Genomic DNA, 23,281 nt, shown 5'->3' on the forward strand with positions numbered 1-23,281 from the left:
CGGGGACCTCAGCGTGACAGCGAGGTCCCCGGGTTCCGGCGGACGATCTCCCGGGCGACCGGCTCCGGCAGGTAGGAGAACCGGACGCCGTGCCGTGCCCGGCGCGGGTGCTGCAACAGCGCCGAGCGGGCGATCAGCTCGTGCAGCACCCACTCGGCGGCGAGGACGACGAGGAAGGCCGACAGCGTCCACAGGGTCAGGCCCCGGGGCGGGTGGTCCACGACGAAGGGCCCGACCGCGCCGGCCACCACCACGGCGGACGCGAGCGCCTTGGCCGGGCGAATCACGTACCAGAGGATCCGGGACAGTCGCTCGGTGCGGCGGGCGGCCACCGCGGACGCGCCGTCGAGCGGCAACCCCACGCGGATCGGCCGCCGGAACAGGCCGCCGCCGATGTCGTGGACGCCGACGGTCTCGACCGCCGCGGTGCCGTCGGCCAGCGACACATCGGGCAACGACAGCGACGCGATCAGCCGCGTCGGAACGGTGACCGACAGCCTGATCGTGGCCGTGCCGGGGACGGTCACGACGACGGCACGAAGTGGAACGCCACCCCGGGCGCCCCCGCGTGCTCGGTCAGCCCGTCGACATCGGTGAACGCCGCAAGGCGCGACAGCGCCGCGGCGGCCGAATCCGCGTCGCCGAGCTGCACCCGGATCCCCCCGAACGACAGCCACGCGTCCACCGTGATCGAGGCCGGCCCCAGCGCGTCGATGTCGCCGGAGACGGTCACCACCACCCGGATCCGCGCACCGTCCTGCTCGGCCACCCGCAGCGAGACCCGGTCGTAGCGGTGATGGCCGTGGTGGTGGATGCTCGCCTCGGCCGGCTCCGCGAACGACGCGCTCTGCGCCGCCTGCCCCGCCATGGCGCGCCAGCCCGGCGCCGCCAGCGGAACCCACTCCACCTCCAAGGCCGCCGGATCGCCGCCGATCGGCGCGAACGGAACCCGGAACGTCCAGGTCAGCGCCGGCGGCAGCCCGACGGCCTGGTTGTCGAACAGCAGCCCGTGCCACTCGCCGCCCGCGGCGGGCACGAGCTCCCGGGCGTTCAGCCCACCCTCGTCGTCACCCACGGCGGCGAGTCTCCCACAGCGCCTTCGGCCGCAGACCGGGCAGGTGGCCGTTCACCGCCTGGGCCTGCGCCGCGAACTCGGCCAGCTCCACCACCTCGACCCCGGCCGCAACCAGCAGCGCCACTCCCTCGCAGGTCACGAAGATGTCCGGCTCCCGCCAGGCGATCACCACCCGCGGAATCCGGGCGGCCAGGATCAGGCTCGTGCACGTCGCGTCGGGCCGGTGCGTGCGTTTGGAGCACGGCTCGAGCGTGCTGTACAGCGTGCAGGCGCCGAGATCCCGGCCGGCCGCCTTGAGCAGCGCCGACTCCTCGGCGTGCACGAGCGGGTCGGTGTCTCGCGACCAGCCGGCCGCGACCTGCCGCCCGCCCGGATCGACGATCACCGACCCGACCGCGAACGCGCTCGCCGACCGGGGGCAGCGCCCGGCCAGCTCGACCGCGTACCTCATCCACCGCGCATCGCCATCACGCATCGCGCCAGCGTAACGGTGCGCCAACCGCGGCAGGGAACAGTCGTCCCGCAGATGATCGGCACGGTGACCGCTCACCCCTCGGGGAGGATGCCCACGTCCCGCAAGATAAGCGGACCGGCATCCTGGCTGGTCTCGATCGGGCGCGGCCTGGCCGGCGCACTGGTCGGGTACGTCATCTTCACCCTCGGGCTGAGCATCGGCGACGACGACATCTTCGACTGGGGCGGAATCCTCAGCGCGATCATCGGCACGCTGATCGTGATCCCGATCGCCGGCTGGCTGCTGCGCCGCTCGGGTCGCGCCTCATAAACCCGCGGCCGCCGTCACGCCCGCACCCTCCGAAGCGCACAAAACCTGCAGGCGCCACCAGGATGACGACCATCGCTGGCCAAACGGAACCCAGCCCGGTAGCTCGTACACGTCGGCGGGAGCCAGGGCGAGGCGGGCCCGGCGGTCGGTGAGGAACACCGGCCCGCGGGTGCGGCCCTTGAGCAGGCGGGGCAGCAGCCGGGCGGTGCCGGTCTGCCAGTCGTCGCGAGCGAGTAGGTCGGCGATCTCGGCCCTGTCCAGGGCTCGGCCGCGGTCGGTGGCCCGGCTGCGGCGGCGCAGCGCGCGGGAGGGATCAGTCGCCAGCCAGTCCTGGTCGCGCCAGTAGCCGATCGCGGAGCGCAGGGTGTCCAGGTTGCGGTTGTACGTGGCCGGCGCCATGTCCGCCCACCGGCCGGATCCGGGTCACACTTCCCACCCGCGTCCACCCTCTACATCGGTTATCAGAAAAGCTGTGTCTGTCGCCCCGGCCGGCCGGTCGGCGGCCCCGTGGTGGCGGGCTCGATCAGGTCAGATCACCGCAGAAAATCATCCCCTTTCTGCGGCAGGGTCGTTGACCCACCGCAAGGGTTCAATCGACGGGTGTCGGAGTTCTGACCCAGGAGGCACCCGTCCGGGCCTTCCGATCATGGGCCGAGATCCCGAAGCTTGTCTCCGCGACGCTCCGTAACCGGCGAACGGGAGACCCCAGCGGTGCCAGACCACAGCCGAGCACTCTCCGTAGACGGCAACACCATCGGACAGTTCGTCACCGGTGACCACAACGTCATGGTGAGCGCCACCCATTCGACTGTCACGGTCATCGGCCAAGGCCAGCAGCCGAGGCCGCAACGCCGGAACCGAATCGAACGGCTGCCCTATCGCGGCAGCGGGCACCTGCTGGGCCGCGACGGCGAGCTGGGCGCCGTCGCCAGCGGCGAACCGGTCCAGGTGTACGGCCCGTACGGAATAGGCAAGAGCGCACCGCGGTCAAACACGGCACCAACACCATGACCGCACTCCGCGACGCCATCACCGGAAACCCGTGGATGCCACCGGCTGCCAACAGCCTCCAGTTCTGACACCCGCCCCGCAAGGGTGAATGTTTACCGCCGAAGGAGGCTAGGAGTGGGTCTTGAAGCTTTAGCTGCGATCACGGTCGCTTTTCTGCTACGGAAGGCTGCCCGTATTGGCGCCCGAGCGAATGTGATGGTCGATGAAGCGTTGGATGCTGGACTCGATCGGCTCGAACTGCTGATTCGTTCCCGACTGGGCAACGACCCTGCCCTTGCCCGCCTTGAGCAAGAGTCGCTCGCCGGTGAACCGGCGAGCGACCAATCACGTCAGGCGATAACAAGTGCCATTTTGCGGCAGGCCGAGTCCGACCCGCACTTTGCCTACCAACTCGAGAGCGCAGTGACGAACCTGCAGCAGATCGTGAGCGCAGCGCCCCACTCCACGACGGCCGTGGGTGGCCGGGATGCGTTCGCAGTCACGGGCGACAACAACTATATCAATTCCCCCGTGGACAAACGAAAATACTTCGGATTAGGCTTCATCGTCAACTTGTTCCAATCACATCCGGTGGTTTCGTCCATTGTCGGGGTGGTAGTCGTACTAGGCGCGACCGCACTGACCGTGCGTGTTGTCACTGAGCCAGATGCGCGTGTGTCCGGGGCTCCGTCCGCCGAAACGGCATCTATCCGGTCAACCGCTGCGGCAACATCAGCCGTCCCCATCCGCGCAGATGTCAGTCGAATGAAAGGAGAGTGGCGGGCAAGAAGTCAGGATCTCAACAAGAACGGCACCGTCTACAGGGACGACGTCGTTACAGTGGCCCCACCACGGGTCACATTCGTAGAGAATGCGTACAATTTAGTTGATAATGCGCATTCCGGCATCCGACTTACCTGCCGCTACCATATCAATACCAACGTCGGCAAGGTCGTCCTGCAGTACGACGGTGGCTCCGTCGAGCCGATCGGTGACTCCGAGAACTACCGCGGCACGTGCGCACAGGAAGTCACCCTAACGCTCCAGGAGAATGGAGCAGTACTTCTATTCGCTGAAGGCAGCAATTTCATTCTTCTGCATCGCAAGTAGACTAGCCTCAGGCGTAGGGGTCCCTCGATTGCCGGAGCGCGATTCCGCCGTCCACCGCGGCCAACTCGACGCAGTGTCCGGCAGGTCGGCCAGCACCGGCCGGTAGTCGAACCCGAGCAGGGTGACGATGCCGAGGACAACGTCCGAATATGAGCCCTGGTCGGTGATTAGCACCTCATGCCGGCGGTCGTTGTCCGGGTTGAACACCAGGTCCACAAAATGCAGCGTGTCCTTCGGCGTGCCCGACACGACCCTGCCGGAGAGGTCAGAAACGTACTCACGGACGGCCGTGACTAGGCCGAATCCACCACCATCACTAGATCATCCTTAACGCGACTTTCCCGAGCGATGGTCGCCAAGCCCCGGTACTCAGGAGCCGGGCACGACCAGGCCCGACTCGTAGGCGACCATCACGGCCTGGGCGCGGTCGCGCAATCCCAGCTTCGCGAACAGGTTGCCGGCGTGCGTCTTGACCGTGTGCTCACTCAGGTGCTCCCGGGCGGCGATCTCCGCGTTGGACAGCCCGGCCGCGATCAGACGCAGGACCTCGGTCTCGCGAGCGGTCAGCGCCGAGATCGCCGCGGCCAGCGACGGCGACGGATGCCCGCGCCGGTGCAGTTCGCCGAGCACCCGTGCGGTCACGGCCGGGGCCAGCAGCGCGTCTCCCGCGGCGACCACCCGCACCGCGTTGACCAGGTCGGCGCGGGGCGCGTCCTTGAGCAGGAACCCGCTCGCGCCGGCCCGCAGCACCGCGTACAGGTAGTCGTCGGTGTCGAACATGGTCAGGGCGAGGACCCGGCTGGCGGTGCGCTCGCAGACCTGCCGGGTGGCGGCAACCCCGTCGAGGATCGGCATCCGCATGTCCATCAACACCACATCGGGCCGGAGCTCGACGGCGGCCCGGACCGCTGCCGCGCCGTCGCCCGCCTCGGCCACCACCGCGATGTCCGGCTCGGCGCCGAGGATCGTGGCGAACCCGGCCCGGAACAGGTCCTGGTCATCGGCGAGAACGACCCGCAGCATCAGGCACTCACCGGCAGCATCGCCGACACGCTGAACCCACGCCCGCCGCCGCCCGCACCGGTGCGCAGCGTGCCGCCGCAGGACTGGGCCCGTTCCCGCATCCCGACGATCCCAAAGCCGGGCCGTCCGTAGCCGGGCCGGGCCGCGCCCCACCCGAGGCCGGAGGGCCGGAGCCGGGCCGGGCCGCGCCCGTCGTCGGTGATCGACACGGTCAGCGACCGGGCCGCGTAGTCGAGCCCGACCCGCACCGATCGGGCCTGCGCGTGGCGCACCACATTGGTCAGCGCCTCCTGCACGATCCGATAGGCGGCCACGCCGACGTCCGCGGGCGGGGTGACCGGGGTCCCCGACACGGCCAGCCGGGCGTCCAGCCCGGTCGCGCGCACCCGGTCGACGAGGGCCGGCAGCTGCGCCAGGCCGGGCTGATCGAGCGGCCCGTCGGCGGGCTCCCGCAGACTCCCCACCGCCCGCCGCAACTGCACCGCCGCGTCTCGCCCGGTCGTCGCTATCGCGGCGAAGGCGGCGTCCGCCCGGCCGGGATCGGCGCGGACCAGCAGCGGCCCGGCCTCGGCCTGCACCACCATCACCCCGACCGCGTGGGTGAGGATGTCGTGCAGGTCCCGCGCTATCCGGGTGCGCTCCCGCAGCACCGCCGCCTCGGCCCGCTCGGCGAAGGCCATCGCCTGGTGGCGACGCGCCCGAGCGCCGGTCCCCAGCGCGTACGCGAGGACGTACGCCACCGCCAGGTAACGCAGCACCTCGACGTCGGGGCGCGGGTAGAGCAGCGAGAGCACCAGGCCGGCCGCGGTGGCCGCGATGCCCAGCGCCCGCATCGGCAGGGACGCCCGGGCCGCGAAGGTGTAGACGCAGACCAGCGGCCCGACCGGCAGCAGCGGCGGCGCGCCGAGCGAGGCCGACACCGTCGTCGCCGTCCCGACCACCAGAGCGACCGGGATCAGCGCCCGGTCGCGCCACAGCACCGGCACCGACGACAGGATCGCCAGCGGCAGCACCCACCACGCGCGCGGCCCGCCGAGCAGCGCGGGCAGCACGGTCGCGGCCACGGCGGTCGCGGCGAGGGCGAGGTTGAGGTACCGGTTCACCCCGGCAGTATCGTCCGGGCCGCCCGCGCGACGCCTCCCTCCACAGGACCAGATGCGAATCCCGCCGCGGGCCGATCCGCCGGTCGTTCTTCCGGCCGAGGCTCGGTCGCATGCTGATCGTCGTCGCCGCGGCGCTGAGCGGCCTGCTGTGGCTGGGCGGGACGGGCCTGCACCCGGTCGCCGCGCTCACCTGGCTCGCCCCGCTGCCGCTGCTGCTGGTGTCCGTCCGCGTCCGCCCCGCCATCGCCCTCGCCGCCACGGCCGCCGCCTGGGTGACCGGCCAGCTGGGCGTGCTGCCCTACTACCACGACACCCTGCGGATCCCGCTTCCGGCCGTGGCCGGGGTCGTCGTTCTCGGTGCCGCCCTGGCGACCGGCACCGTCCTGGCGGCCCGCCATCTGCTGCTGGCCGGACGGACGGTGACCGCCGTCCTGACCGTCCCGTTCCTGTGGGTGCTGGGCGAGTACGCCGCGTCCCTGCTGCTGCCGCACGGCGCGTGGTGGAGCCTCGCCTACACCCAGGCCGCGGTCCGCCCGATCATCCAGGTCACCGCCCTGACCGGGGTCTGGGGCGTCACGTACCTGCTGCTTGCCGTCCCGATCGCGGTGGCCGCCCGCTCGCGGCCGGCCGCGGTGTGCCTGCTGGTGCTGCTGGCCGCCGGCGCGGGCTGGTCCCTCACCCGTCCGGCGGCCGGGCGGGAGACGGTGGCCGTCGGGCTGGTCGCGCTCGAACAGAGCGACGACGGCCTGCCGCTCGACCGGCTCGACGGCCAGGACCTGCTCGCCCGCTACCGCCCGAGGGTGGACAGCCTGATCGCCCGCGGCGCCAGGATCGTCGTCCTGCCGGAGAAGGTGTTCGGCGTGGACAGCGAGAACGACCTGGTCGACGCGTTCCGGCCGGAGACCGGCCGGGGTGTGCAGCTGGTTGTCGGGGCGGTCCTGCGGCAGGGCGCAGTCGCCCGGAACGTCGCGCTGGTCCTGGGTCCCGGCGGGACCGTCACGGCGTACACGAAACGGCATTTGATCCCGGGTTTGGAGGACTGGCTCACACCCGGGCACGCCGACCTGATCGTCGGCGACCGGTTCGGCGTGGCGATCTGCAAGGACCTCGACTTCCCCGGCCTGGTCCGCGGCTACCGGCGCCAGGGCGCGACCGTGCTGCTCGTTCCCGCCCTCGACTTCACCGAGGACGGCCGGCTGCACAGCCGGATGGCCCTGGTCCGCGGCGTGGAGAGCGGCCTGGTCGTGGTCCGCTCCGCCGCCGCCGGCCGGTTGACCGTCACCGACGCGACCGGCCGTGTCCGGGCAGAGGCGCGGGCCGGGAATGCCGACCTGCTCGTCGCCGCACCCCGGACGGAGAAGAGCACGATCTATGCGCGTACGGGAGACTGGTTTCCGTTCCTGGCCATCGCCGCCCTCATCGGGGTGTGCCGAGCAGTCTCCGGTGGTAGCCCTCGGCGACCGCGGCCGCCCGGTCGTTGACGTCGAGCTTCGCGTAGATGTTCAGCAGGTGCGTCTTGACCGTCGCCTCGGTGATGAACAGCCGGGCCGCCGCCTGGCGGTTGGTGTGGCCGGCCGCGACCAGGCGCAACACCTCCAGCTCGCGCCGGCTCAGCGGCCCGGCCGACGGCGCCGGCGTACGCAGCCGGCTGATCAGCCGGGCGGCCACCGACGGCGACAGCGCGACCTCGCCGCGGGCCGCGGACCGCACCGCGCGCAGCAGCTCGTCGCGGGGCGCGTCCTTGAGCAGGTATCCGGTGGCGCCGGCCTCGATCGCGGGCAGCACGTGGCTGTCGGTGTCGTACGTGGTCAGCACCAGCACCCGCGCCGGCACGCCGCGCCGGGTCAGCTCCCCGATCGCGGTCACCCCGTCCATCCCGGCCATCCGCAGGTCCATCAGGATCACGTCCGGTTGCAGCGCCTCGGCCAGCCGCACCGCCTCGGCCCCGTCGGACGCCTCCCCGACCACGCGGAGCTCGGGGTCGCGGGCGAACATGGCGCTCAGCCCGTCGCGTACCACCGGATGGTCGTCCACGACGACCAGCCTGATCGGATCGGTCACCAACCCACCTCCGCCGTCTCCGCGGGCAGGCAGGCCGAGATCCCGGTGCCGCCGCCCACCTCCGACTCGATCCGCACCGTGCCGGACAGCGCCTCGATCCGCTGCCGCATGGCGATCAGCCCGTAACCGCCGGGCCGGCCGTGGTCGAAGCCGGGCCCGTCGTCGCGGATGTCCAGGGCGGTCTGCCGGTCCAGATAGGACAGGGTGATGCCGACCCGGGTCGCGCCGGGCGCGTGCTTGCCCACGTTCGCCAGGCCTTCCTGAGCCGTACGCAGCAGCGCCACCTCCGCCGCCGGCGGCATCGCCCGGGTGTCGCCGACGACGGTGACCTGCACCGGGATGCCGTGCCGGGCCGACCACCGGGCGGCCACCTCGGTGATCGCGTCGGCCAGCCGCCCGGTCTCCAGCGGTTCGGGCCGCAGCTCGTGCACCGACCGGCGGGCCTCGGTCAGGCTCTCCCGCGCGAGGGCCGTCGCCGCCGCGTGGTGCCGCCGCCACGCCGCCGGGTCGCCGGCCGCGTGCTCGGCGGCCTGCAACTGGGTGACGATGCCGGTCAGCCCCTGGGCGAGGGTGTCGTGGATCTCCCGGGCCATCCGGGCCCGCTCGTCCAGCACACCGGCCGTACGGGCCTGCTCGACCAGTCTCTCCTGCAGCGCCGCGTTCTCGGCCAGCGCCGTCTCGAGCCGCGCGTTGACCTCCCGGGCGTCGTGCAGCGCCACCTCCCGGTCCGCGAAGTGCCGCGAGCCGATCTCGCCGATCCAGGCCAGCAGGCACATCGGCACGATGTTGATCAGCAGGATCGCGAGGAACTCGAGCCGGCCCGGCCAGGTGCCGACGTCGGTGCCGGTCGCCTGGGCGGTGCCGGCCACCACCGCGACACCGGCGATGAAGAACAGCTCGCGCGGCCAGCCGATGATCCGGAACGCGTAGAGGTACAGCACCACCGAGTAGAAGCCCCACCACGGATCGCGAACGGCCATGACCAGCCCGAAACCGATCAGCCCGGCCAGGAAGACACCCATCACGGCGGGCCGGTCCCGCCACGCCGGCCGCGCGGTGAACAGCACCAGCGTCCACGCCGCGGCGGCCGCGCAGAGCACCAGGTCGACGGCGAGCGAACCGGGCCGGTCGTGCTTGAAGGCGACGGTCTGGGCCGCCAGCACGGCCAGGAACGGGTACGGCACCACCGTGACCAGGGGCTTGAACCGATGGTCCCAGCCCTGCGGCCCGATCGCCTGCCAACTGTGCATCGCGCTCCCGCCCCCAGCGCCACAATCTAGTCGCCGCCCGCCCGGTCCGGTTGACCGAGCCGTGATCGTCGTCCGGTACGGTCGCCGTCGGCCGGACCCGGCGACGAAGGGAATCTCCACGGTGGCCCGTCTCCTGCTGGTCCGGCACGGCCAGGCGTCGTTCGGCGCCGACGACTACGACGCGCTGTCCCCGGCCGGCCACGAGCAGGCGCGGGTGCTCGGCCGCTCGTTCGCCGCCCGCGGCCTCCGCCCCGGCCTGGTGCTGCGCGGCGCCCTGCGCCGGCACGAGGACACCGTCGCCGGCCTGCTCGACGGGCTGGGCGCCACCCCGCCGGTGGTCACCGACCCGGACTGGAACGAGTTCGACTTCCAGCACGTGGTCGAGATCCACCGCCCGCACTACCGGGACCGGGCGGCGATGATGGCCGAGCTGGCCGGCACGGGCGATCCGGCACGGGCGTTCCAGGAGGTCTTCGAGGCGGCCACCGCCCGCTGGGCGGCCGGCCGGCACGACCCGGAGTACGCCGAGTCGTTCACCGCCTTCCGCGACCGCGTCGCCCGCGCCCTGGCCACGGCCACCGGCCTGCTGCGCGAGCACCGGGACATCGTGGCGGTCAGCTCCGGCGGCCCGATCGCGATGGCGGCGACGCTGCTGACGGCCGGCCCGGCCGCCGGCGCCGCGACCCAGGCGACGGTCTGGGCCGCCCTCAACCGGGTCACCGTCAACACCGGCGTCACCAAGCTCATCGCCGGCCGGCGAGGGCCGTCGCTGTCCACCTTCAACGAGCACCCGCACCTGGAAGCCGACCCGCGCCTGCTGACCTACCGCTGAACCGGCCTGGACCCGGTTTTGATGAGCGGGGCGTCCCGGGAGAGCTCCCGGAACCCGAGGCCGTAGTAGAGCGCCCGGGCCACCGGCCGCCCCGGCGCGCCCAGGCAGACGACCGTCGCGTGGGTGGCCCCGGCCGCCCGCGCCAGGTGCATCCCGTGCAGCATCATCGCCCGCGCCAGGCCGAGCCGCCGGTAGGCCGGATGCGTGCCGACCGGCTCGAACTCGACGGTGGCGTTCCGCGGGTCGAGCCACATGATCGTCGAGGCTGCCATGGTCCCGTCCGGCGCCTGCACCAGCACGTGCAGGTCGCTGCGGTAGGCCGCGGTCTGCCGGACACCGGCGTAGCTCTCGGCCGTGTAGCCCGAGGGTGCCCAGGCGTCCACGTGGGCCCGGACCGCGGCCTCCGGCCCGGCCTCGCCGGCGGTGCGGAACCGGAACCCGGCCGGCAGCACCGGCTGCTCCACGTCGGTGAGGTCCCGCTCGTTGAGCTGGGTCCAGTCGCCGGTGTCGCCGAGCGCCGCCACGTCGGTCGCATAGCCGTGCGCCGCCCAGCGCCGCAGGGCGACCTCGTCGGCGGTCGTCGGCACCGCCGTACGCTCGAGCCCGGCCGCCACCTCGTCGTACCACTCGATCAGTTCGTCGACCAGCCCGGCGTGGCCGGGATGGACCTGATGGCTCAGCGCCGCGCCGGTGACCTCCCGGACCGACCCGTCGGTGCGCCGCACCCGGTGCGGAAGGAAGGCCCAGGCCCACGCCACCAGCTCGGCGCCGGAGAACCACAGCCGGCGCGGCCAGGTCCCGCCGTAGGCGGCGTGCCCCTTACCCCAGATCCAGGACAGTTCCCCGTACGAGGCGCCCGCGCTGATCAGGTCGGGGCGGGCGGCCGTGACCCGCTGCGCCAGCCCCTGCATGAGCGGTATGTCGGCGGCGGTCACCAGCTCGTGGTCGGTCATGGTGTGCCACTGTGCCAGGACGCCGTCCCGGCCGACGAGCCGTTTTCCGGCGGGCGGCCGGCACACCGTCGATCCGGTACGGTCGTCGCCGTGACCTTCCTGCCGGATCTGCAGAGTCGTCTCGACGAGGCCGCCCGCCGGCACGGGGTCCCCGGCGCGGCGATCGCCGTCGGCGCCGGCCCCGACCTGGCCGAGGCGGCCACCGGCGTCGTCAACCTGGACACCGGCGTCAAGACCACGGTGGACAGCGTGTTCCAGATCGGCTCGGTCACGAAGCTGTGGACCGCGTCGCTGGTCATGCAGCTGGTCGACGACGGGCTGGTCGACCTCGACGCGCCGGTCCGGCGCTACCTTCCCGACTTCGCGGTGCCCGACGCGGCGGCGAGCGAGACGGTGACCGCCCGCCACCTGATGTCGCACACCGCCGGCTTCGCCGGGGACCTGTTCGAGGACACCGGCCGCGGCGACGACGCCCTCGACCGGTACCTCGCCTACCTGCACACCGGCGCCACCCAGGTCAGCGCGCCCGGGGAGCTGTTCTCGTACTGCAACTCCGGCTGGTGCGTGCTCGGCGCGCTGGTGGCCAGGCTGCGCGGCGGCACCTGGGAGTCGGTGCTGCGGGAGCGGCTGATCGGGCCGCTCGGCGTCACCCACATGGCCCTGTTCGCCGAGGAGGCGATCCTGTTCCGGACCTCCGCCGGGCATCTGAACGGGCGCGTCTTCCGGGAATGGCTGCTGCCCCGCTCCAACGCCCCGGCCGGTTCGATGCCCTGGGCGGCGCCGCGCGAGCTGGTCCGCTTCGGCCGCATGTTCCTCGCCGACGGCGTCGCCGGGGACGGCGCCCGGGTGCTGCCCGCCGGCACCTTCGCCACGATGCGCGAGCCGCAGGTCGCGCAGCCGCCGATGAGCGAGCGGGCCGCGACCGCGCAGGGTCTCGGTTTCGCGCTGTACGAGTGGGACGGCGTCCCGGTGGTCGGCCACGACGGCGGCACCCCCGGGCAGAGCACCTGCCTGCGCATCGTGCCCGATCGGGGCGTGGTGGTCGCCGTCAACACCAACGGCGGCGCGGCCGGCGCCCTGTTCGACGACCTGCTGACCGCGGTGCTCGCCGAGGTCGCGGGCCTGCGCGTGCCGCCGCGCCCGCTGCCGCCCGCCGAGCCGGTCCCGTTCCGCCCCGACGGCTTCGCGGGCCGTTTCGACGGGCCGCTGGAGGCCTACGAGGTGGCCGCCGACGACGCCGGCCTGGACGTCACCACGATCCCGAAACAGCTGCTCACCGACGCCGGCGAGCGACCGGCGACCACCCGGTACGTGGCGCTGGGCGGCGATCGCTTCATCGCCACCGAGCCGGCCGACGGCGTACACCCGATGCTGGCCTTCATCGACAACGGCCGGTACCTGTACAACTCCCGGCTGCTGCCGAGGGTGTAGTCCCGCGGCGGATGTGACCGATCCGGTGGTCCAGCCAGTCATGCAGAGAGGAAGGCACCACCGGATATCAGGAGAGCGAGCTGTGGAGCAAAACCTGCGAGTCCTGTTCGACCGGGCCCTCGACGACGAGCCCGTACTCCCGCCCGGCGATCCTGCCCGGCTGGCCATGGCCCAGGGCCGGCGGATCCGCCGCCGGCGCGGCCTGCTGGCCGCCGGTGCGGTGGCCGCGGCGGCCGTCGCCGTGGCGGTCACGGTGAACGCGGTCTGGGCACCGGCCGCACCGCCGCCGGGGTTCTCCGCCGCGGCGGAGAACCCCGCCTGCGCGGCTCCGGACGGCGCCTTCGTCGTTGCCGTCTTCCTGACCCAGGGCGTCACGGCGGCCCAGCGCAGCGATCTGCAGGCCGCGTTGCAGGCCTACCCGGCGGTGCGGGATCTGCAGAGGGAAAGCCGCCAGGAGGCGTTCGCCCGGTTCCAGCAACTCTGGAAGGACGATCCGAACTTCGTGCAGTCGGTCGACGCCGACTCGTTGCCGGAATCGTTCCGGGTGACGCTCGCGCCGGCCGCGTACCCGGATTTCGAGGCGAGGTTCCACGGCCGCCCCGGCGTCCAGGACATCGTCGCCCCCAGCTGCCCGGGAGCCGGCCGGTGACCGACATCGTGTCGTCCGAGTCGGGCTGGAGCTTCTCCTGGCGGCGCGAGCGGGCGGCCCGCGACGAGGACTTCGCCGCGTTCGTCGCCGCCGCCACCCCCCGGCTGCGGCGCACCGCCTACCTGATGTGCCGGGACTGGCACCTGGCCCAGGACGTCACCCAGCTGACCCTGGCGAAGATGTACGCGTGCTGGGGCCGGATCTGGCGTACCGCCAACCTGGAGGCCTACAGCCGCCGGGTGCTGCTGAACGCGATCTTCGACCAGCGCAGGCGGCGCAGCGACGCCGAGGTGGTCCTCGCCGACCTGCCCGACCGGCCCGGGCCGCCGCTCGCGCCCACCGCGGACCTGCACGTCACGCTGATGCAGGCACTGGCCACGCTGCCGGTCCGGGATCAGGCCATCGTGGTGCTGCGGCACTGGGAGGACCACAGCGTCGACACCGTCGCCGAGATCCTCGGCCTCTCCGCGTCGGTGGTGAAGATGCGCAACCAGCGCGCGCTGGCCCGGCTGCGGGAGCTGCTGGGCGCCGATTTCCCTGGCGAATGACTGGCGGTAGGCTGCGGTCCTCGCACCGGGGGGACGCATGTACTTCGTCAGTTGGGCCGCGGTGCGCGCGCGTACCGACTCCGCGTTGTCGGTCTTGATCCTGGCCGTCCTCGCCGCCACCGCCGCGGCGGCCGGCCCCTGGTACGGGCTCACCGTGGCGTCCCGGGCGGCCGGCGCCGAGGTCGCCGCCCGGGACGCCGCCGAGCGGGTCGTCACCGTGCACCAGTCCGATGTGGATTTCGCGGGCGACCCGCGCGGCGCGCTCGACCGGCTCGCCTCCCGGGTGCAGCAGCTGCTGCCGCTGCCGGGGGCGACGCCGGCCCTCGGGCTCACCGCGGACACCCAGCACGCCGATGCGCAGGGCACCACCGGTCTGCCGCTGGCCTACCGGGACGGTTTCTGCGCGCATGCCCGGCTCACCGGTGCCTGCCCCGACCAGCCCGGCACGGCGGCGATCAGCGCCGACACCGCCCGGCGCCTCGGCCTGCGGCCCGGCGCGACGCTGGTGGTGCGGGCCGGCGACGACGTGCGGCTGCGGATCACCGGGGTGTACGAGACGACCGGTGGCACCTACTGGACGGACCGGCTGTTCCGCTCGCACGGCGACCTCGACCCCGCGTTCACCTCGCTGGAGACGTTCCGGATGCCGCAGCTGAGCGGGCCTGCGACGCTCGGCTGCACCCTCGCCGTGCCGCTGCCGCTGCTGCGCGGTGACCGTCTCTACGACCTCAACGGCGTGCTCAACGCGGCGGGCGACCGGTTCGCCGCCGCCCAGCTCGACCTGGACAACGGCACCGGCGGGCTGTTCGACGCGGTCCGCGCCGACCGGGTCACCGTGCTGCAGGGCGTGCTCGTCCCGCTCGGGCTGTTCCTGGTGCTCGCCTGGTTCGCCCTCGCGCTGGCGGGGCGGCTCACCGGCCGCGACCGGCGCGAGGACGCGGGCCTGCTGAAGCTGCGCGGCTCGACCGGCGGCCGGGCGTTGCGGCTGGCCGCCGGGCAGCACGTGCCGCCGCTGGCCGCCGGCACGGTCCTGGGCCTGGCGGCCGGCATCGCGGCGGCCGGGCTGATCGGCGGCGCTCCGGTGCCGGGCGAGCGCTGGCTGGCCGCCGGGCTGTCGCTGGCCGCGGCGGCCGCGGCCGGCGTCGGCGGGCTGCTGGTGCTGACCGCCGGCGACGCCCTCGCCCAGCGCGCCCCGGTGGCCGCCCTGCTGCGCCGGGTCCCGGGCGCCCGCCGCGACTGGCGGTCCCGCTTCGTCGACCTGGCCCTGGCCGGGCTGGCCGCGGGCGCCGTCTACCAGGCCCGCACCGGCGGCCCGCGCAGCGGTCTCGGTGTCGCCGCGCCCGCCCTGGTCGCGCTCGCCGTCGGGCTGCTGGCCGCGCGGCTGCTGCGCGCGCTGGCCGACCGGGCGGGCGGGGTCGCCGTGCGCGCGGGGCGGCTGCGCTCCGGGCTGACCGCCGTGCAACTGTCCCGGCAGCCGGGCACCGACCGGGTCTTCGCCCTGCTGGTCGTCGCGGTGGCGCTGCTCGCGCTGACCATCGGGGGCTTCGCCGCCGGCCGGCAGGAGCGAGCGGCCCGCGCCGGCGTCGAGCTCGGCGCGGCCCGGGTCCTCACCGTCACGGCGCAATCCAGGACCCAGCTGCTGTACGCCGTTCGCCGCGCCGACCCGGGCGGCCGGCACGCGATGGCCGCCGTGCTCGACACCAACGCCGCGCCGCCGGTGCTCGCCGTGGACTCCGAAAGGCTCGCCGCGGTCGCCGCCTGGCGCCCCGAGTACGGCCCGATCGGCGCCCTGCCCGCCGCCGCGCGGCTGCCCGCCGCCCTCCCGCTGATCACCGGCGGCACCCTGGTCGTCCGGGTGCACCGTGCCCCGGACGGGCCGGCCCTGCTCGGCGCGGTCCTGCAGCAGGAGGGCACCGGCGCCGGCGTCCGCGTCGAGTTCCGCGGCCTGCGCCCCGGCGACCAGGAGGCCACCGCCCCCGTCCCGGCCTGCGCCACCGCCCCCGGCTGCCGCCTCGTCGGCTGGCAGCTGTTCACCGGCGCCCCCGGCGCGCTCACCGTCTCCGCCCTCGCCCAGCGCGACCCGGCCGCGACCATCCTGGACACCGCCGGCCTGGCCGACGTCGCCCGCTGGCACGGCGACTACGCCACCGTCGCCGCCCGCTACACCGGGTCCGCGGCGGGCCTGACCCTCGCCGTCGACGGGGACTCCGGCACCCGGGTCGACCTGGTCGACGCGCCGCTGCCGCTGCCGGTCGTGCTGGCCGGGCCCGCGCCGGCCGGGTGGCGGTTCGACGACGCCATGTCCGCCCGGTTTGGCGGCACGGTCACCCCGGTGCGGGTCGTCGGCGGCGCCCCGGTGCTGCCCGTGCTCGGCCGTACCGGCATCCTCACCGACCTCGACGCGGCCCGCCGCCTGGCCGGCGACGCGGACCTGGGCGGCACCTTCCAGGTGTGGCTGGCCCCGGCCACCCCGCCCGCGGTCCTGGACGCGCTGCGCGCCACCGGGCTCACCGTCCTCGACGACCGGTCCACGGCCGCCCGGGCCGCCGCGCTGGCCGCCACCGGCGCCGTCATCACGGCGCCGTTCGACCTGTTCACGGCGGCGATGGCGGTGCTGGTGGCGGCGGCCATGGTGTACGTCGCGACGACGGCCGGGCGCGAACCCCGCGCGAGCCTGCTGCAGGCCCTGCGCGCCCAGGGCCTGGCCCGCGACACCGCCGTGACCGCCGGGTACGCCGGCACCGCGGTGCTGGTGCCGGCCGGTGTCGCCGGCGGCGTGCTCGCCGCCGTGGCCGCCCGCCCGATCGCCGCGGTCACCGCACCGGCCTTCACCGACGGGTGGCGGGTCGTGGCGCCGCCGGGGGTGCTCGGCGCGGCGCCGCTGGCCGTCGCCGCGGCGGCCGGGCTGGTCACCTTCGGGCTGGCCGGGTGGCTCGCCCTGCGCGGCTTGCGCGGGAGCGTCCGATGATCGCCCTCGTCCTGCGTGGCTTGCGCGGGAGCGTTCGATGATCGCCCTCGTGCTGGCCATGGTGTGGGCCCGCCGCGGCCAGGCCCTCATTCTCGCCCTGCTCACCATGGCCGGGGTGGCCGCCGCGGTCGCCGCACCCGCCTACCTGCGGGCCGCCGACCGGGCCCTGGCCGACGGGCAGGTCGCCGTCGCCGCGCCCGCCGACCGCAGCCTGTCGCTGCTGGCACCGCAACCCGACCAGCGCCAGCAGCTCGCATCGCCCGGCGTTGCGATCAGCGCGGCCGGCGAGGGCCTGACCGGCCTGCCCGGCTTCGACTTCGTGTACGCGGCCGAGTTCAGCACCGCCGGCCTCGTGCCGGACGACCGGGTCGGCACGAGGCTCGTCTACCGGCAGGACGTCTGCGCCCACCTGACGATGACCGCCGGCCGCTGCCTGATCGGCGAGTCCGACGTGGTCATCGGCGAGCGGACGGCGCGGCAGCTGCGGATCGCACCCGGGCAGAGCATCACCCTCTCGTACGCCAAGCGGGTCAGCAGCCCCGAAGGCGCGCACTACGTGGCCGACGGGACGCCGAAGAGGTTCCTGGTCGCCGGCGTCTACCGGGTGCCCGACCCGGGCGCCGCCTACTGGGGAAACCACTTCTACTTCACGACCGGCTTCACCACCGGCTTCACCACCGGCTTCACCACCGGCGAGCCCGCGTTCGTCACCAACGCCTCGATCACCGGCATGGACCACGGCGTCAGCGAGCTCAGCCTGGACGGCTCGGCGCCGCCGGCCGCGCTGGCCGTGGACCGGCTGCCCGCCGTACGGGCCGGCCTCGAGCGGCTCACCGCCCGGGTCACCGCCCTGGGCCCCGGCATCGACCTGCACGTCGGCCTCACCGGCCTGCTCGGCCGCATCGACGACGGCCGCGCCGCCGCCCACCGCATCGTTCCCGTCCTGGCCGTCTGCCTGGTGCTGCTCACCTGCCTGACCATCTACCTCGCCGTCGGCTACAGCACCGAGGGCCGCCGCCCCGAGCTGGCGGTGGTGGCGCTGCGCGGCGCCCGCTGGGGGCAGCGCTGGTGGCTGGCCACCGGGGAGAGCCTCCTGGCGATCCTGGCCGGCACCCTCGCCGGCTGCCTGGCCGGGCAGCTGCTGGTCGGCGTGTTCGCGGCGTGGCGGTTCCCCGGCGTCGGCGCCGACCCCGGCCTGGCCTCGCTGCGCTGGGCGCCGGTGGCCGCCGCGGCCGCGCTGCTCACCGCGCTGGCCGCCGAACGCCACCAGCTCGGCCGGCCGGTCGCCGAGCTGCTGCGCCGGGTCGCGCCCGCACCCGGCCGGGCCGCCACGATCGCCGCCGAGGCCGTCGTCGTGCTGCTCGCCGTCGTCGCCTGCGCCCAGCTGGCCGTCACCGGCGGCGTCCTGACCGGGGTCGGCACCTTCGCCACCGGCCTGACCGTGGTCGCCGCGGCCCTGATCGCGGCCCGCCTGATCCTGCCCTGGGCCTCCGTCGTGGCCCGCCGGCAACTGCGCCGCGGCCGGGCCGGCGCCGCGCTGGCCGCGTTCCAGCTGTCCCGGCGGCCCGGCAGCGCCCGCCTGTTCGCCCTGCTCACCGCCGCCGTGGCGGTCATCGGCTACGCGGCGTGCGCGGTCGATGTGGGCGCGCACGGCCGCGCCGTCCAGGCGGTCGCCGCCACCGGCACCGCCCGGGTCGTCACCGTCGCCCCGCTCAGCCGGCAGGCGCTGCTCGCCGCGGTCCGCCGCGCCGACCCGGCCGGCACGTACGCGATGGCCGCCGTCCGGCTGCCCGCCCACGGCGGCGAACCGCCGATCCTGGCCGCCGACACGACCCGCCTGACCCGGGTCGCCGGCTGGGGCACCTCGGCACCCGACCCGGCCGCCCTGCGCCGGCTGCACCCCGCCGAGCCGGCACCGGCCGAGGTCCGCGGCCCGCAGCTGCCCTTCGACATCACCGCACCCGGCCCGGCGGTCAGCGTCACCGCCGTGCTCATCCCGCCGGACGGCACCGCGGACCTGGCCGTCCCGGTCGGCCCGCTGCGCGCCGGCCGGCACACGTACCCCGTGGCCGTGCCCGGCTGCGTCCCGGCATGCCAGCTGAAGTCCCTGGTCGTCGGCGCGGCCGGCGGCGCCGACCTGATCGTGCACACGATCGGCGGCACGACACCCGCCGCCGGCTGGCAGATCACCACCGGCAACCGGATCGTCGCCGGCCCCGACGGGCTGCGGATCGAGGCGATCACCCAGGACGCCTGGCTGGACGGCATCGTGGCCCGGCCCGCCGGCCCGCCCGCCCCGCTGCCGGTCGCCGCCGCCGGCGACGCACCGGTCACCGCGGTGACCGGCCTCGACGGGCGGCGGATCCCGGTCGCGTCCACGCTGCGGGTACCCGCCGTGCCCGGTCTCGGCGCCCCCGCCCTGCTGGCCGACCTCGACTACCTCGACCGGGCCGCCGGCGACGCCGACCCGGCCGCCGGGCCCGAGGTGTGGCTCTCCGCCGACGCCCCCGCCGACGCCGTCGCCCGGTTGCACGCCCAGGGCCTGACGGTGGTCGCCGACACCCGGGCCGGGCAGGCCCGCGCCGGCCTCGACCGGCAGGGCGCCGCGCTGGCATTGTGGTTCTACGTCATCGTCGCCGCCCTCGCGACCGTCCTGGCCGCCGGGATGCTGGTGCTGGCCGCCGCGGTCGACCGCAGCCGCGCGGTCGGCGACCTGTCGGCGCTGCGCGGGCAGGGCCTGGCCCGCGCCGCCGTACGCCGGGCCACCCTGTGGACCTATCCGGTGCTGGTCGCCGCCGCCGTCCTGGCGGGCACCGCGATCGCCCTGCTCGGCTGGCGGCTGACCGGCTGGGCGCTGCCCCTGGCCGGCGTCGACCCGCCCCCGTTCCCGCTGCCGACCCTGCCCCGCCCGGCGACCCTGGCGGTCACCGCGGTGTCCGCGTTCGCGATCCTCGCGGGCGCCGCCGTCCTGGCCGGGCGCCGCACCCTGCGCGCCATCCGATGACCTACCGCGGACGCGCGGCTATCTCATCTGGCAGAGAACGTCGACGGTGGTGGTGGAGCCGGCGGTCACCTCGACGGCACCGGTCGCCGGGCTGCACGCCTGCTTGCCGTCCTGGTAGCGGGGGCTGCTGCCGGCCACGGTGTAGCGGCCCGGGCCGAGCGCGATCGAGTAGCTGCCGTCGTCCTTGACGGCGACGTCGGCGTGCGTGCCCCCACCGTCGAACGACACGGTGCCGGTCCAGGCCTGACGCGTGCCGGGCGGGGGGCCGCCCACGCCGTAGAGGTGGCCCTGGACGACGCCCGAACCGGGTGCGGAACCGGACGGCTCGGCGCCACCGGCGCCCGGCGAACACCCGGCCGCGGCGAGCACAATCAGGCCGGCCGCGATCATGAGACGCGTGGAGAGCGACATGGCTCTCTGACGCACCCCGGGCCGGCCCGGTTCCGCGCCGCCTGTCGCAGTTCGGGCGTCTGCGGCGCGATCGACCGGCCGGTGAGCTCACCGGGCGCATCCCGGGACGTTTCTGGGACGGGTTTCTGCTGGTGATCGCGATGCGGTCAGGTGATTGTGGTGCTTGCCCCACATTGCGTGCACGCAATGCAGTCCGTCTCCGTCGCCCGCCCGTGCCCTGCCTTCCCGGCAGATCCGGGCACCAACGTCTCAAGGAGCGAACCAACGTGCGCAAGAATCGGCTTGTCTCGATCGCTATCGGCCTCGCTGCGATCGCCACATCGACCCTCGTGATGGCACCGGCTGCCTCGGCGACCGGCGTAGCTGCCGGCGCAGGCCCGGCTTCAGCACCTGCCGTGTCGACGAACCATCGCATCGCAAGCCTGACCGGTACGAAGCCCGTCCCGGGCTCCGGTGCGGCCCAGGCGGGAAGCGTTCAGCAGCGTGTCGACGCGGTCCTCGCGGCCATTCCCGGCGGTCGCCAGGTCTCGCCGACCAAGATCCAGTACGACGGCCTCGTCGTGACCGTCGACCCGCGGTCGGACGCCACGACCCGGGCCTACGCGCCGTCGGACATCATTTGCAGCCCCGGATGGTTCTGCATCATCGTCCGAGGCACGACCTTCTCCTTCTACGCGTGCAAGTACTGGGACCTGTCGAACTGGTGGGGAAGCTCGCCGTTCAAGAACAACCAGACCAAGGGCACGGTCTTCCGGGCCTACGACAACGACTACAACCAGGTGTGGAGCAACACGGCGTACTCGGACGGCTATGTCGACGTGACCCCGTGGTGGCACCTCAAGCCATGCTGACCTGACACGCCTCGCCCGGGCCGTCCCCGCACCGCGGGGGCGGCCCGCCCTGGTGCCGGTGGCAACCAACGGCCCGGCCCTCGTCAGTGCCGGAGGAGCCCAGCGACCTGGATCGGCTCCACGTGCCCGCTCGGCGGCGCACCGCGGTGCAGCTGAAGGCCGATAGCAACAGGTGTCCATCCCGCAGACACACCCCGTACGCGGCGACCCTCAGCCGTTGCGCAACCACTCCAACTTCCCCGTTGAGACCCGTTCGCAGCGCCCCCAGACCGGCCGCGCTGCTCCGCCATCCTTCCCCGACATCGGCGGTCTCCTAGACTCGGCGGAATGAGTGACCTGGAACGGTTCGTCCGGGCCCAGGACGGGGTCTACGAGCGGGCCCACGCCGAACTGGCCGCGGGTAGCAAGCGCTCCCATTGGATGTGGTTCGTCTTCCCGCAGCTCGCCGGGCTCGGCTCCAGCCCGACCGCGCAGGCGTACGCGATCAGCGACCTCGCCGAGGCCCGCGCCTACCTGGCTCACCCGGTGCTCGGCCCGCGCCTGACCGAGTGCGCGCAGACGCTGCTCGGCGTCGAGGGCCGTACCGCGGAGCAGATCTTCGGATTCCCCGACGACCTGAAGCTGCGCTCGTCGATGACCCTGTTCGCCGAGGCGGCGGCCGATCCCACCCCGTTCCGCCGGGTGCTGGACCGGTACTACGCCGGCCCCGACCCTCGTACGCTGGAACTGCTCGGTCTTTCCGGCCGCTGACGCCTACGGCGTTACCGGCTTCCTGCCGTGTTCGACGGTGCTGCCTACGCTGGGCCTGCCTCGGCCGGCGGTCCCCAATGCGAACGTCCGGGTCGCGGTGACCGCGGTCGACGCGAGCAACAAAACCGATCAGCGAGCCCGGCCGGTCGCCGGTGTTCGGCATCAACCTCCCGCCCAAGCCGGTCTTTGTGGTCAGGTTGCTGGGCGGGCGATGGCGTTCTCGATGAGGGTGACGGTGGCTCGGGGGTCGGCGACCTGGGTAATGAGCCGCCGATGACCTGACCCAGCTACGACCTGAGCCCGCTCGGATCTTGCAAGACGAAGACCCAGCGGCAGCCGATTGACGGCTTGTCGTAGGCGTCGGTCTGTCCGCCGTCTTCCGACAAGGTCGGCGGCGTCTGGGTTTGTCACCTCGGCGTTCTAGCGGTGCCGCTGGAACGGGAGTTCGAAGACGGCCGCGAACAGCCGGGCCGTCGCCAGACAGAGAGGGATCGCTAGAGCCACGGTCGTCCCGAAAGCGGCCAGGTGTGACCCGGTGTGGGGGATCACGATCAGGGTGCTGATCAAGGCGACGATCGGCATGTGCACCAGATAGAGGCTGTAGGAGAAACTGCCGAGAGTCTGTAACGGCCGGCCGTTGAGCAGTCGAATGAGTCGGGCCGGCCGGTGGGTGGCCAGCGCTGCGAGAAACAGGGTGATCGCCGGCCCGATCGTCAGATCCAGCCAGTAGTAGTGGGCAACCGTCCACTGCGAACCCTGAAGAGCGATCAGTGTCAGGACCGGGGCGCCTGCCAGGGCGGCCATGCCGAGCCAGGGTAGCCGCCGGATCCGACGGCCGGCGGAGACGATTCCGGCGGCCAGCACGCCGAGGGTGAACAAGGGCGCCAGTTCCCAGGTGTAACCTGTCGCCCTCGGATTGGCGGGCAGGCCCGGGCGGAGCAAGCCCGCTGCCACGATCGGCACGGTGACCACGGCTAGTGCCGTCAGTGCGCCAGCCTGCCGGCGGATGAACAGCAGCAGAGGGAATGCGAGGTACAGGGCGGCTTCCACCGCGATCGACCAGAACGCGCCGTTGGGTGCGGGCGCGGCGAGGACGTCCTGCAGCAGCAGGCTGTAGACGATCATCGACCGGAAGGTTGGTGGCTCGCTGAGTGGCAGGGCCGGTACAGCGGTTGCGATCAGGGCGCTGGCGGCCAGGGCGGCCCAGTAGGCGGGCAGGATCCGCCGGGCCCGGCGCCGGGCGTATCGCAGTGTGCCGCCAAGCCGCCAGCCGTGGCGGGCTGGTGACAACGCCAGGGAGAAGCCGGACAGGACGATGAACACGACGACTGCGAGCCGGCCGTGGACCAGCCAGCCGAGCCAGCCCGGTCCGGTGTTGACCGGATAGCCGGGGAAGGCCAGTAGCCAGCAGTGATGGATCACCACGTAGAGGGCGGCCAGCCCGCGGATCCCGTCGAGGCCGGGCACCCGGTGGTCGCCGTACAGTGG

Annotated in this window: 23 protein-coding genes and 1 pseudogene; 12 read left to right on the forward strand and 12 right to left on the reverse strand. The window is 73.8% G+C overall.

Going from position 1 to position 23,281, the window contains the following annotated elements; genetic code table 11:
- Window positions 1–8: 8 nt before the first annotated feature.
- The 3 genes from ODJ79_RS02305 to ODJ79_RS02315 are packed head-to-tail and all read right to left on the reverse strand — an operon-like array spanning window position 9 to window position 1,550.
- Entirely contained in the window at window positions 9–527 is a 519-nt protein-coding gene (locus ODJ79_RS02305) for a hypothetical protein (protein ID WP_263021600.1), read from the reverse strand.
- Window positions 524–1,075 (reverse strand): hypothetical protein, encoded by a 552-nt coding sequence (locus ODJ79_RS02310; protein ID WP_263021601.1) that lies wholly within the window; start codon window positions 1,073–1,075, stop codon window positions 524–526. Before ODJ79_RS02310 ends, ODJ79_RS02305 begins: the two co-directional genes overlap by 4 nt.
- Entirely contained in the window at window positions 1,068–1,550 is a 483-nt protein-coding gene (locus ODJ79_RS02315; protein ID WP_263021602.1) for a deaminase, read from the reverse strand. Before ODJ79_RS02315 ends, ODJ79_RS02310 begins: the two co-directional genes overlap by 8 nt.
- A 63-nt stretch (window positions 1,551–1,613) precedes the next feature.
- On the opposite strand from ODJ79_RS02315, the gene ODJ79_RS02320 reads away from it, so the two are divergent.
- Window positions 1,614–1,859: a GlsB/YeaQ/YmgE family stress response membrane protein gene (locus tag ODJ79_RS02320; RefSeq protein WP_263021603.1), complete on the forward strand. Its 246-nt coding sequence runs from the start codon at window positions 1,614–1,616 to the stop codon at window positions 1,857–1,859.
- Here ODJ79_RS02320 and ODJ79_RS02325 read toward each other — a convergent pair.
- Window positions 1,854–2,258: a hypothetical protein gene (locus tag ODJ79_RS02325; RefSeq protein ID WP_263021604.1), complete on the reverse strand. Its 405-nt coding sequence runs from the start codon at window positions 2,256–2,258 to the stop codon at window positions 1,854–1,856. The two genes, ODJ79_RS02320 and ODJ79_RS02325, sit on opposite strands and share 6 nt — an antisense overlap.
- 312 nt (window positions 2,259–2,570) lie before the next feature.
- On the opposite strand from ODJ79_RS02325, the gene ODJ79_RS02330 reads away from it, so the two are divergent.
- Together ODJ79_RS02330 and ODJ79_RS02335 are read left to right on the forward strand one after the other, a co-directional pair.
- Complete coding sequence (locus tag ODJ79_RS02330; protein ID WP_263021605.1) at window positions 2,571–2,870, forward strand: hypothetical protein; 300 nt, start codon at window positions 2,571–2,573, stop codon at window positions 2,868–2,870.
- 114 nt (window positions 2,871–2,984) lie between these two features.
- The gene (locus ODJ79_RS02335; RefSeq protein WP_263021606.1) at window positions 2,985–3,959 is read left to right on the forward strand and encodes a hypothetical protein; all 975 of its coding nucleotides are present in this window, start codon (window positions 2,985–2,987) and stop codon (window positions 3,957–3,959) included.
- Here ODJ79_RS02335 and ODJ79_RS02340 read toward each other — a convergent pair.
- The 3 genes and pseudogenes from ODJ79_RS02340 to ODJ79_RS02350 all read right to left on the reverse strand — a co-directional run.
- Window positions 3,915–4,256 (reverse strand): annotated as a pseudogene (locus tag ODJ79_RS02340) (Tn3 family transposase); the annotation flags it as partial. The gene ODJ79_RS02335 and the pseudogene ODJ79_RS02340 overlap by 45 nt on opposite strands.
- 72 nt (window positions 4,257–4,328) lie before the next feature.
- The gene (locus ODJ79_RS02345) at window positions 4,329–4,982 is read right to left on the reverse strand and encodes a response regulator (RefSeq protein WP_263021607.1); all 654 of its coding nucleotides are present in this window, start codon (window positions 4,980–4,982) and stop codon (window positions 4,329–4,331) included.
- Window positions 4,982–6,085, reverse strand: coding sequence for a sensor histidine kinase (locus tag ODJ79_RS02350; RefSeq protein WP_263021608.1), 1,104 nt, complete (start codon window positions 6,083–6,085; stop codon window positions 4,982–4,984). Before ODJ79_RS02350 ends, ODJ79_RS02345 begins: the two co-directional genes overlap by 1 nt.
- Window positions 6,086–6,195: 110 nt before the next feature.
- On the opposite strand from ODJ79_RS02350, the gene ODJ79_RS02355 reads away from it, so the two are divergent.
- Window positions 6,196–7,566 (forward strand): nitrilase-related carbon-nitrogen hydrolase, encoded by a 1,371-nt coding sequence (locus ODJ79_RS02355; RefSeq protein WP_263021609.1) that lies wholly within the window; start codon window positions 6,196–6,198, stop codon window positions 7,564–7,566.
- Here the strand turns inward: ODJ79_RS02355 and ODJ79_RS02360 are convergent.
- The gene (locus ODJ79_RS02360) at window positions 7,502–8,146 is read right to left on the reverse strand and encodes a response regulator (protein ID WP_263021610.1); all 645 of its coding nucleotides are present in this window, start codon (window positions 8,144–8,146) and stop codon (window positions 7,502–7,504) included. The genes ODJ79_RS02355 and ODJ79_RS02360 overlap by 65 nt on opposite strands.
- Window positions 8,143–9,396: a sensor histidine kinase gene (locus ODJ79_RS02365; protein WP_263021611.1), complete on the reverse strand. Its 1,254-nt coding sequence runs from the start codon at window positions 9,394–9,396 to the stop codon at window positions 8,143–8,145. The genes ODJ79_RS02360 and ODJ79_RS02365 overlap by 4 nt, the downstream gene beginning before the upstream one ends.
- Window positions 9,397–9,517: 121 nt before the next feature.
- Between ODJ79_RS02365 and ODJ79_RS02370 the strand changes: the two genes are divergently transcribed.
- A complete protein-coding gene (locus tag ODJ79_RS02370; protein WP_263021612.1) occupies window positions 9,518–10,228 on the forward strand; it encodes a histidine phosphatase family protein in 711 nt (236 codons plus the stop codon).
- On the opposite strand, the gene ODJ79_RS02375 is transcribed toward ODJ79_RS02370, so the two are convergent.
- Window positions 10,219–11,181: a GNAT family N-acetyltransferase gene (locus ODJ79_RS02375; RefSeq protein WP_263021613.1), complete on the reverse strand. Its 963-nt coding sequence runs from the start codon at window positions 11,179–11,181 to the stop codon at window positions 10,219–10,221. The two genes, ODJ79_RS02370 and ODJ79_RS02375, sit on opposite strands and share 10 nt — an antisense overlap.
- 90 nt (window positions 11,182–11,271) lie before the next feature.
- On the opposite strand from ODJ79_RS02375, the gene ODJ79_RS02380 reads away from it, so the two are divergent.
- From ODJ79_RS02380 to ODJ79_RS02400, 5 genes are all read left to right on the forward strand, one after another.
- Complete coding sequence (locus tag ODJ79_RS02380) at window positions 11,272–12,612, forward strand: serine hydrolase domain-containing protein (protein WP_263021614.1); 1,341 nt, start codon at window positions 11,272–11,274, stop codon at window positions 12,610–12,612.
- 82 nt (window positions 12,613–12,694) lie between these two features.
- Window positions 12,695–13,261, forward strand: a complete 567-nt coding sequence (locus ODJ79_RS02385) for a permease-like cell division protein FtsX (RefSeq protein WP_263021615.1) — start codon at window positions 12,695–12,697, stop codon at window positions 13,259–13,261.
- Window positions 13,258–13,809: a SigE family RNA polymerase sigma factor gene (locus ODJ79_RS02390; RefSeq protein ID WP_263021616.1), complete on the forward strand. Its 552-nt coding sequence runs from the start codon at window positions 13,258–13,260 to the stop codon at window positions 13,807–13,809. Before ODJ79_RS02385 ends, ODJ79_RS02390 begins: the two co-directional genes overlap by 4 nt.
- Window positions 13,810–13,846: 37 nt before the next feature.
- Window positions 13,847–16,777, forward strand: a complete 2,931-nt coding sequence (locus ODJ79_RS02395) for an FtsX-like permease family protein (protein ID WP_263021617.1) — start codon at window positions 13,847–13,849, stop codon at window positions 16,775–16,777.
- A gap of 37 nt (window positions 16,778–16,814) precedes the next feature.
- Complete coding sequence (locus ODJ79_RS02400; protein WP_263021618.1) at window positions 16,815–19,781, forward strand: FtsX-like permease family protein; 2,967 nt, start codon at window positions 16,815–16,817, stop codon at window positions 19,779–19,781.
- Window positions 19,782–19,799: 18 nt separating this feature from the next.
- On the opposite strand, the gene ODJ79_RS02405 is transcribed toward ODJ79_RS02400, so the two are convergent.
- Window positions 19,800–20,192 (reverse strand): hypothetical protein, encoded by a 393-nt coding sequence (locus tag ODJ79_RS02405; RefSeq protein ID WP_263021619.1) that lies wholly within the window; start codon window positions 20,190–20,192, stop codon window positions 19,800–19,802.
- Window positions 20,193–20,458: 266 nt separating this feature from the next.
- On the opposite strand from ODJ79_RS02405, the gene ODJ79_RS02410 reads away from it, so the two are divergent.
- Window positions 20,459–21,043 carry a hypothetical protein gene (locus ODJ79_RS02410; protein WP_263021620.1) on the forward strand — a complete coding sequence of 195 codons (585 nt, stop codon included), beginning with the start codon at window positions 20,459–20,461 and terminating at the stop codon, window positions 21,041–21,043.
- A gap of 327 nt (window positions 21,044–21,370) precedes the next feature.
- A complete protein-coding gene (locus ODJ79_RS02415; RefSeq protein WP_263021621.1) occupies window positions 21,371–21,793 on the forward strand; it encodes a DUF1810 domain-containing protein in 423 nt (140 codons plus the stop codon).
- A gap of 420 nt (window positions 21,794–22,213) precedes the next feature.
- On the opposite strand, the gene ODJ79_RS02420 is transcribed toward ODJ79_RS02415, so the two are convergent.
- Window positions 22,214–23,260 carry an acyltransferase family protein gene (locus ODJ79_RS02420; protein WP_263021622.1) on the reverse strand — a complete coding sequence of 349 codons (1,047 nt, stop codon included), beginning with the start codon at window positions 23,258–23,260 and terminating at the stop codon, window positions 22,214–22,216.
- Window positions 23,261–23,281: the final 21 nt, after the last annotated feature.

Source organism: Actinoplanes sp. KI2 (assembly GCF_025630775.1).
Lineage (GTDB): Bacteria > Actinomycetota > Actinomycetes > Mycobacteriales > Micromonosporaceae > Actinoplanes.

Excerpts from the sequence above, each read along its gene's own strand:
- ODJ79_RS02315 (WP_263021602.1), bottom strand. The coding sequence starts at position 1,550 with ATGCGTGATGGCGATGCGCGGTGGATGAGGTACGCGGTCGAGCTGGCC.
- ODJ79_RS02325 (WP_263021604.1), bottom strand. The coding sequence starts at position 2,258 with ATGGCGCCGGCCACGTACAACCGCAACCTGGACACCCTGCGCTCCGCG.
- ODJ79_RS02345 (WP_263021607.1), bottom strand. The coding sequence starts at position 4,982 with ATGCTGCGGGTCGTTCTCGCCGATGACCAGGACCTGTTCCGGGCCGGG.
- ODJ79_RS02355 (WP_263021609.1), top strand. The coding sequence starts at position 6,196 with ATGCTGATCGTCGTCGCCGCGGCGCTGAGCGGCCTGCTGTGGCTGGGC.
- ODJ79_RS02365 (WP_263021611.1), bottom strand. The coding sequence starts at position 9,396 with ATGCACAGTTGGCAGGCGATCGGGCCGCAGGGCTGGGACCATCGGTTC.
- ODJ79_RS02375 (WP_263021613.1), bottom strand. The coding sequence starts at position 11,181 with ATGACCGACCACGAGCTGGTGACCGCCGCCGACATACCGCTCATGCAG.
- ODJ79_RS02395 (WP_263021617.1), top strand. The coding sequence starts at position 13,847 with ATGTACTTCGTCAGTTGGGCCGCGGTGCGCGCGCGTACCGACTCCGCG.
- ODJ79_RS02400 (WP_263021618.1), top strand. The coding sequence starts at position 16,815 with ATGATCGCCCTCGTGCTGGCCATGGTGTGGGCCCGCCGCGGCCAGGCC.
- ODJ79_RS02405 (WP_263021619.1), bottom strand. The coding sequence starts at position 20,192 with ATGTCGCTCTCCACGCGTCTCATGATCGCGGCCGGCCTGATTGTGCTC.
- ODJ79_RS02415 (WP_263021621.1), top strand. The coding sequence starts at position 21,371 with ATGAGTGACCTGGAACGGTTCGTCCGGGCCCAGGACGGGGTCTACGAG.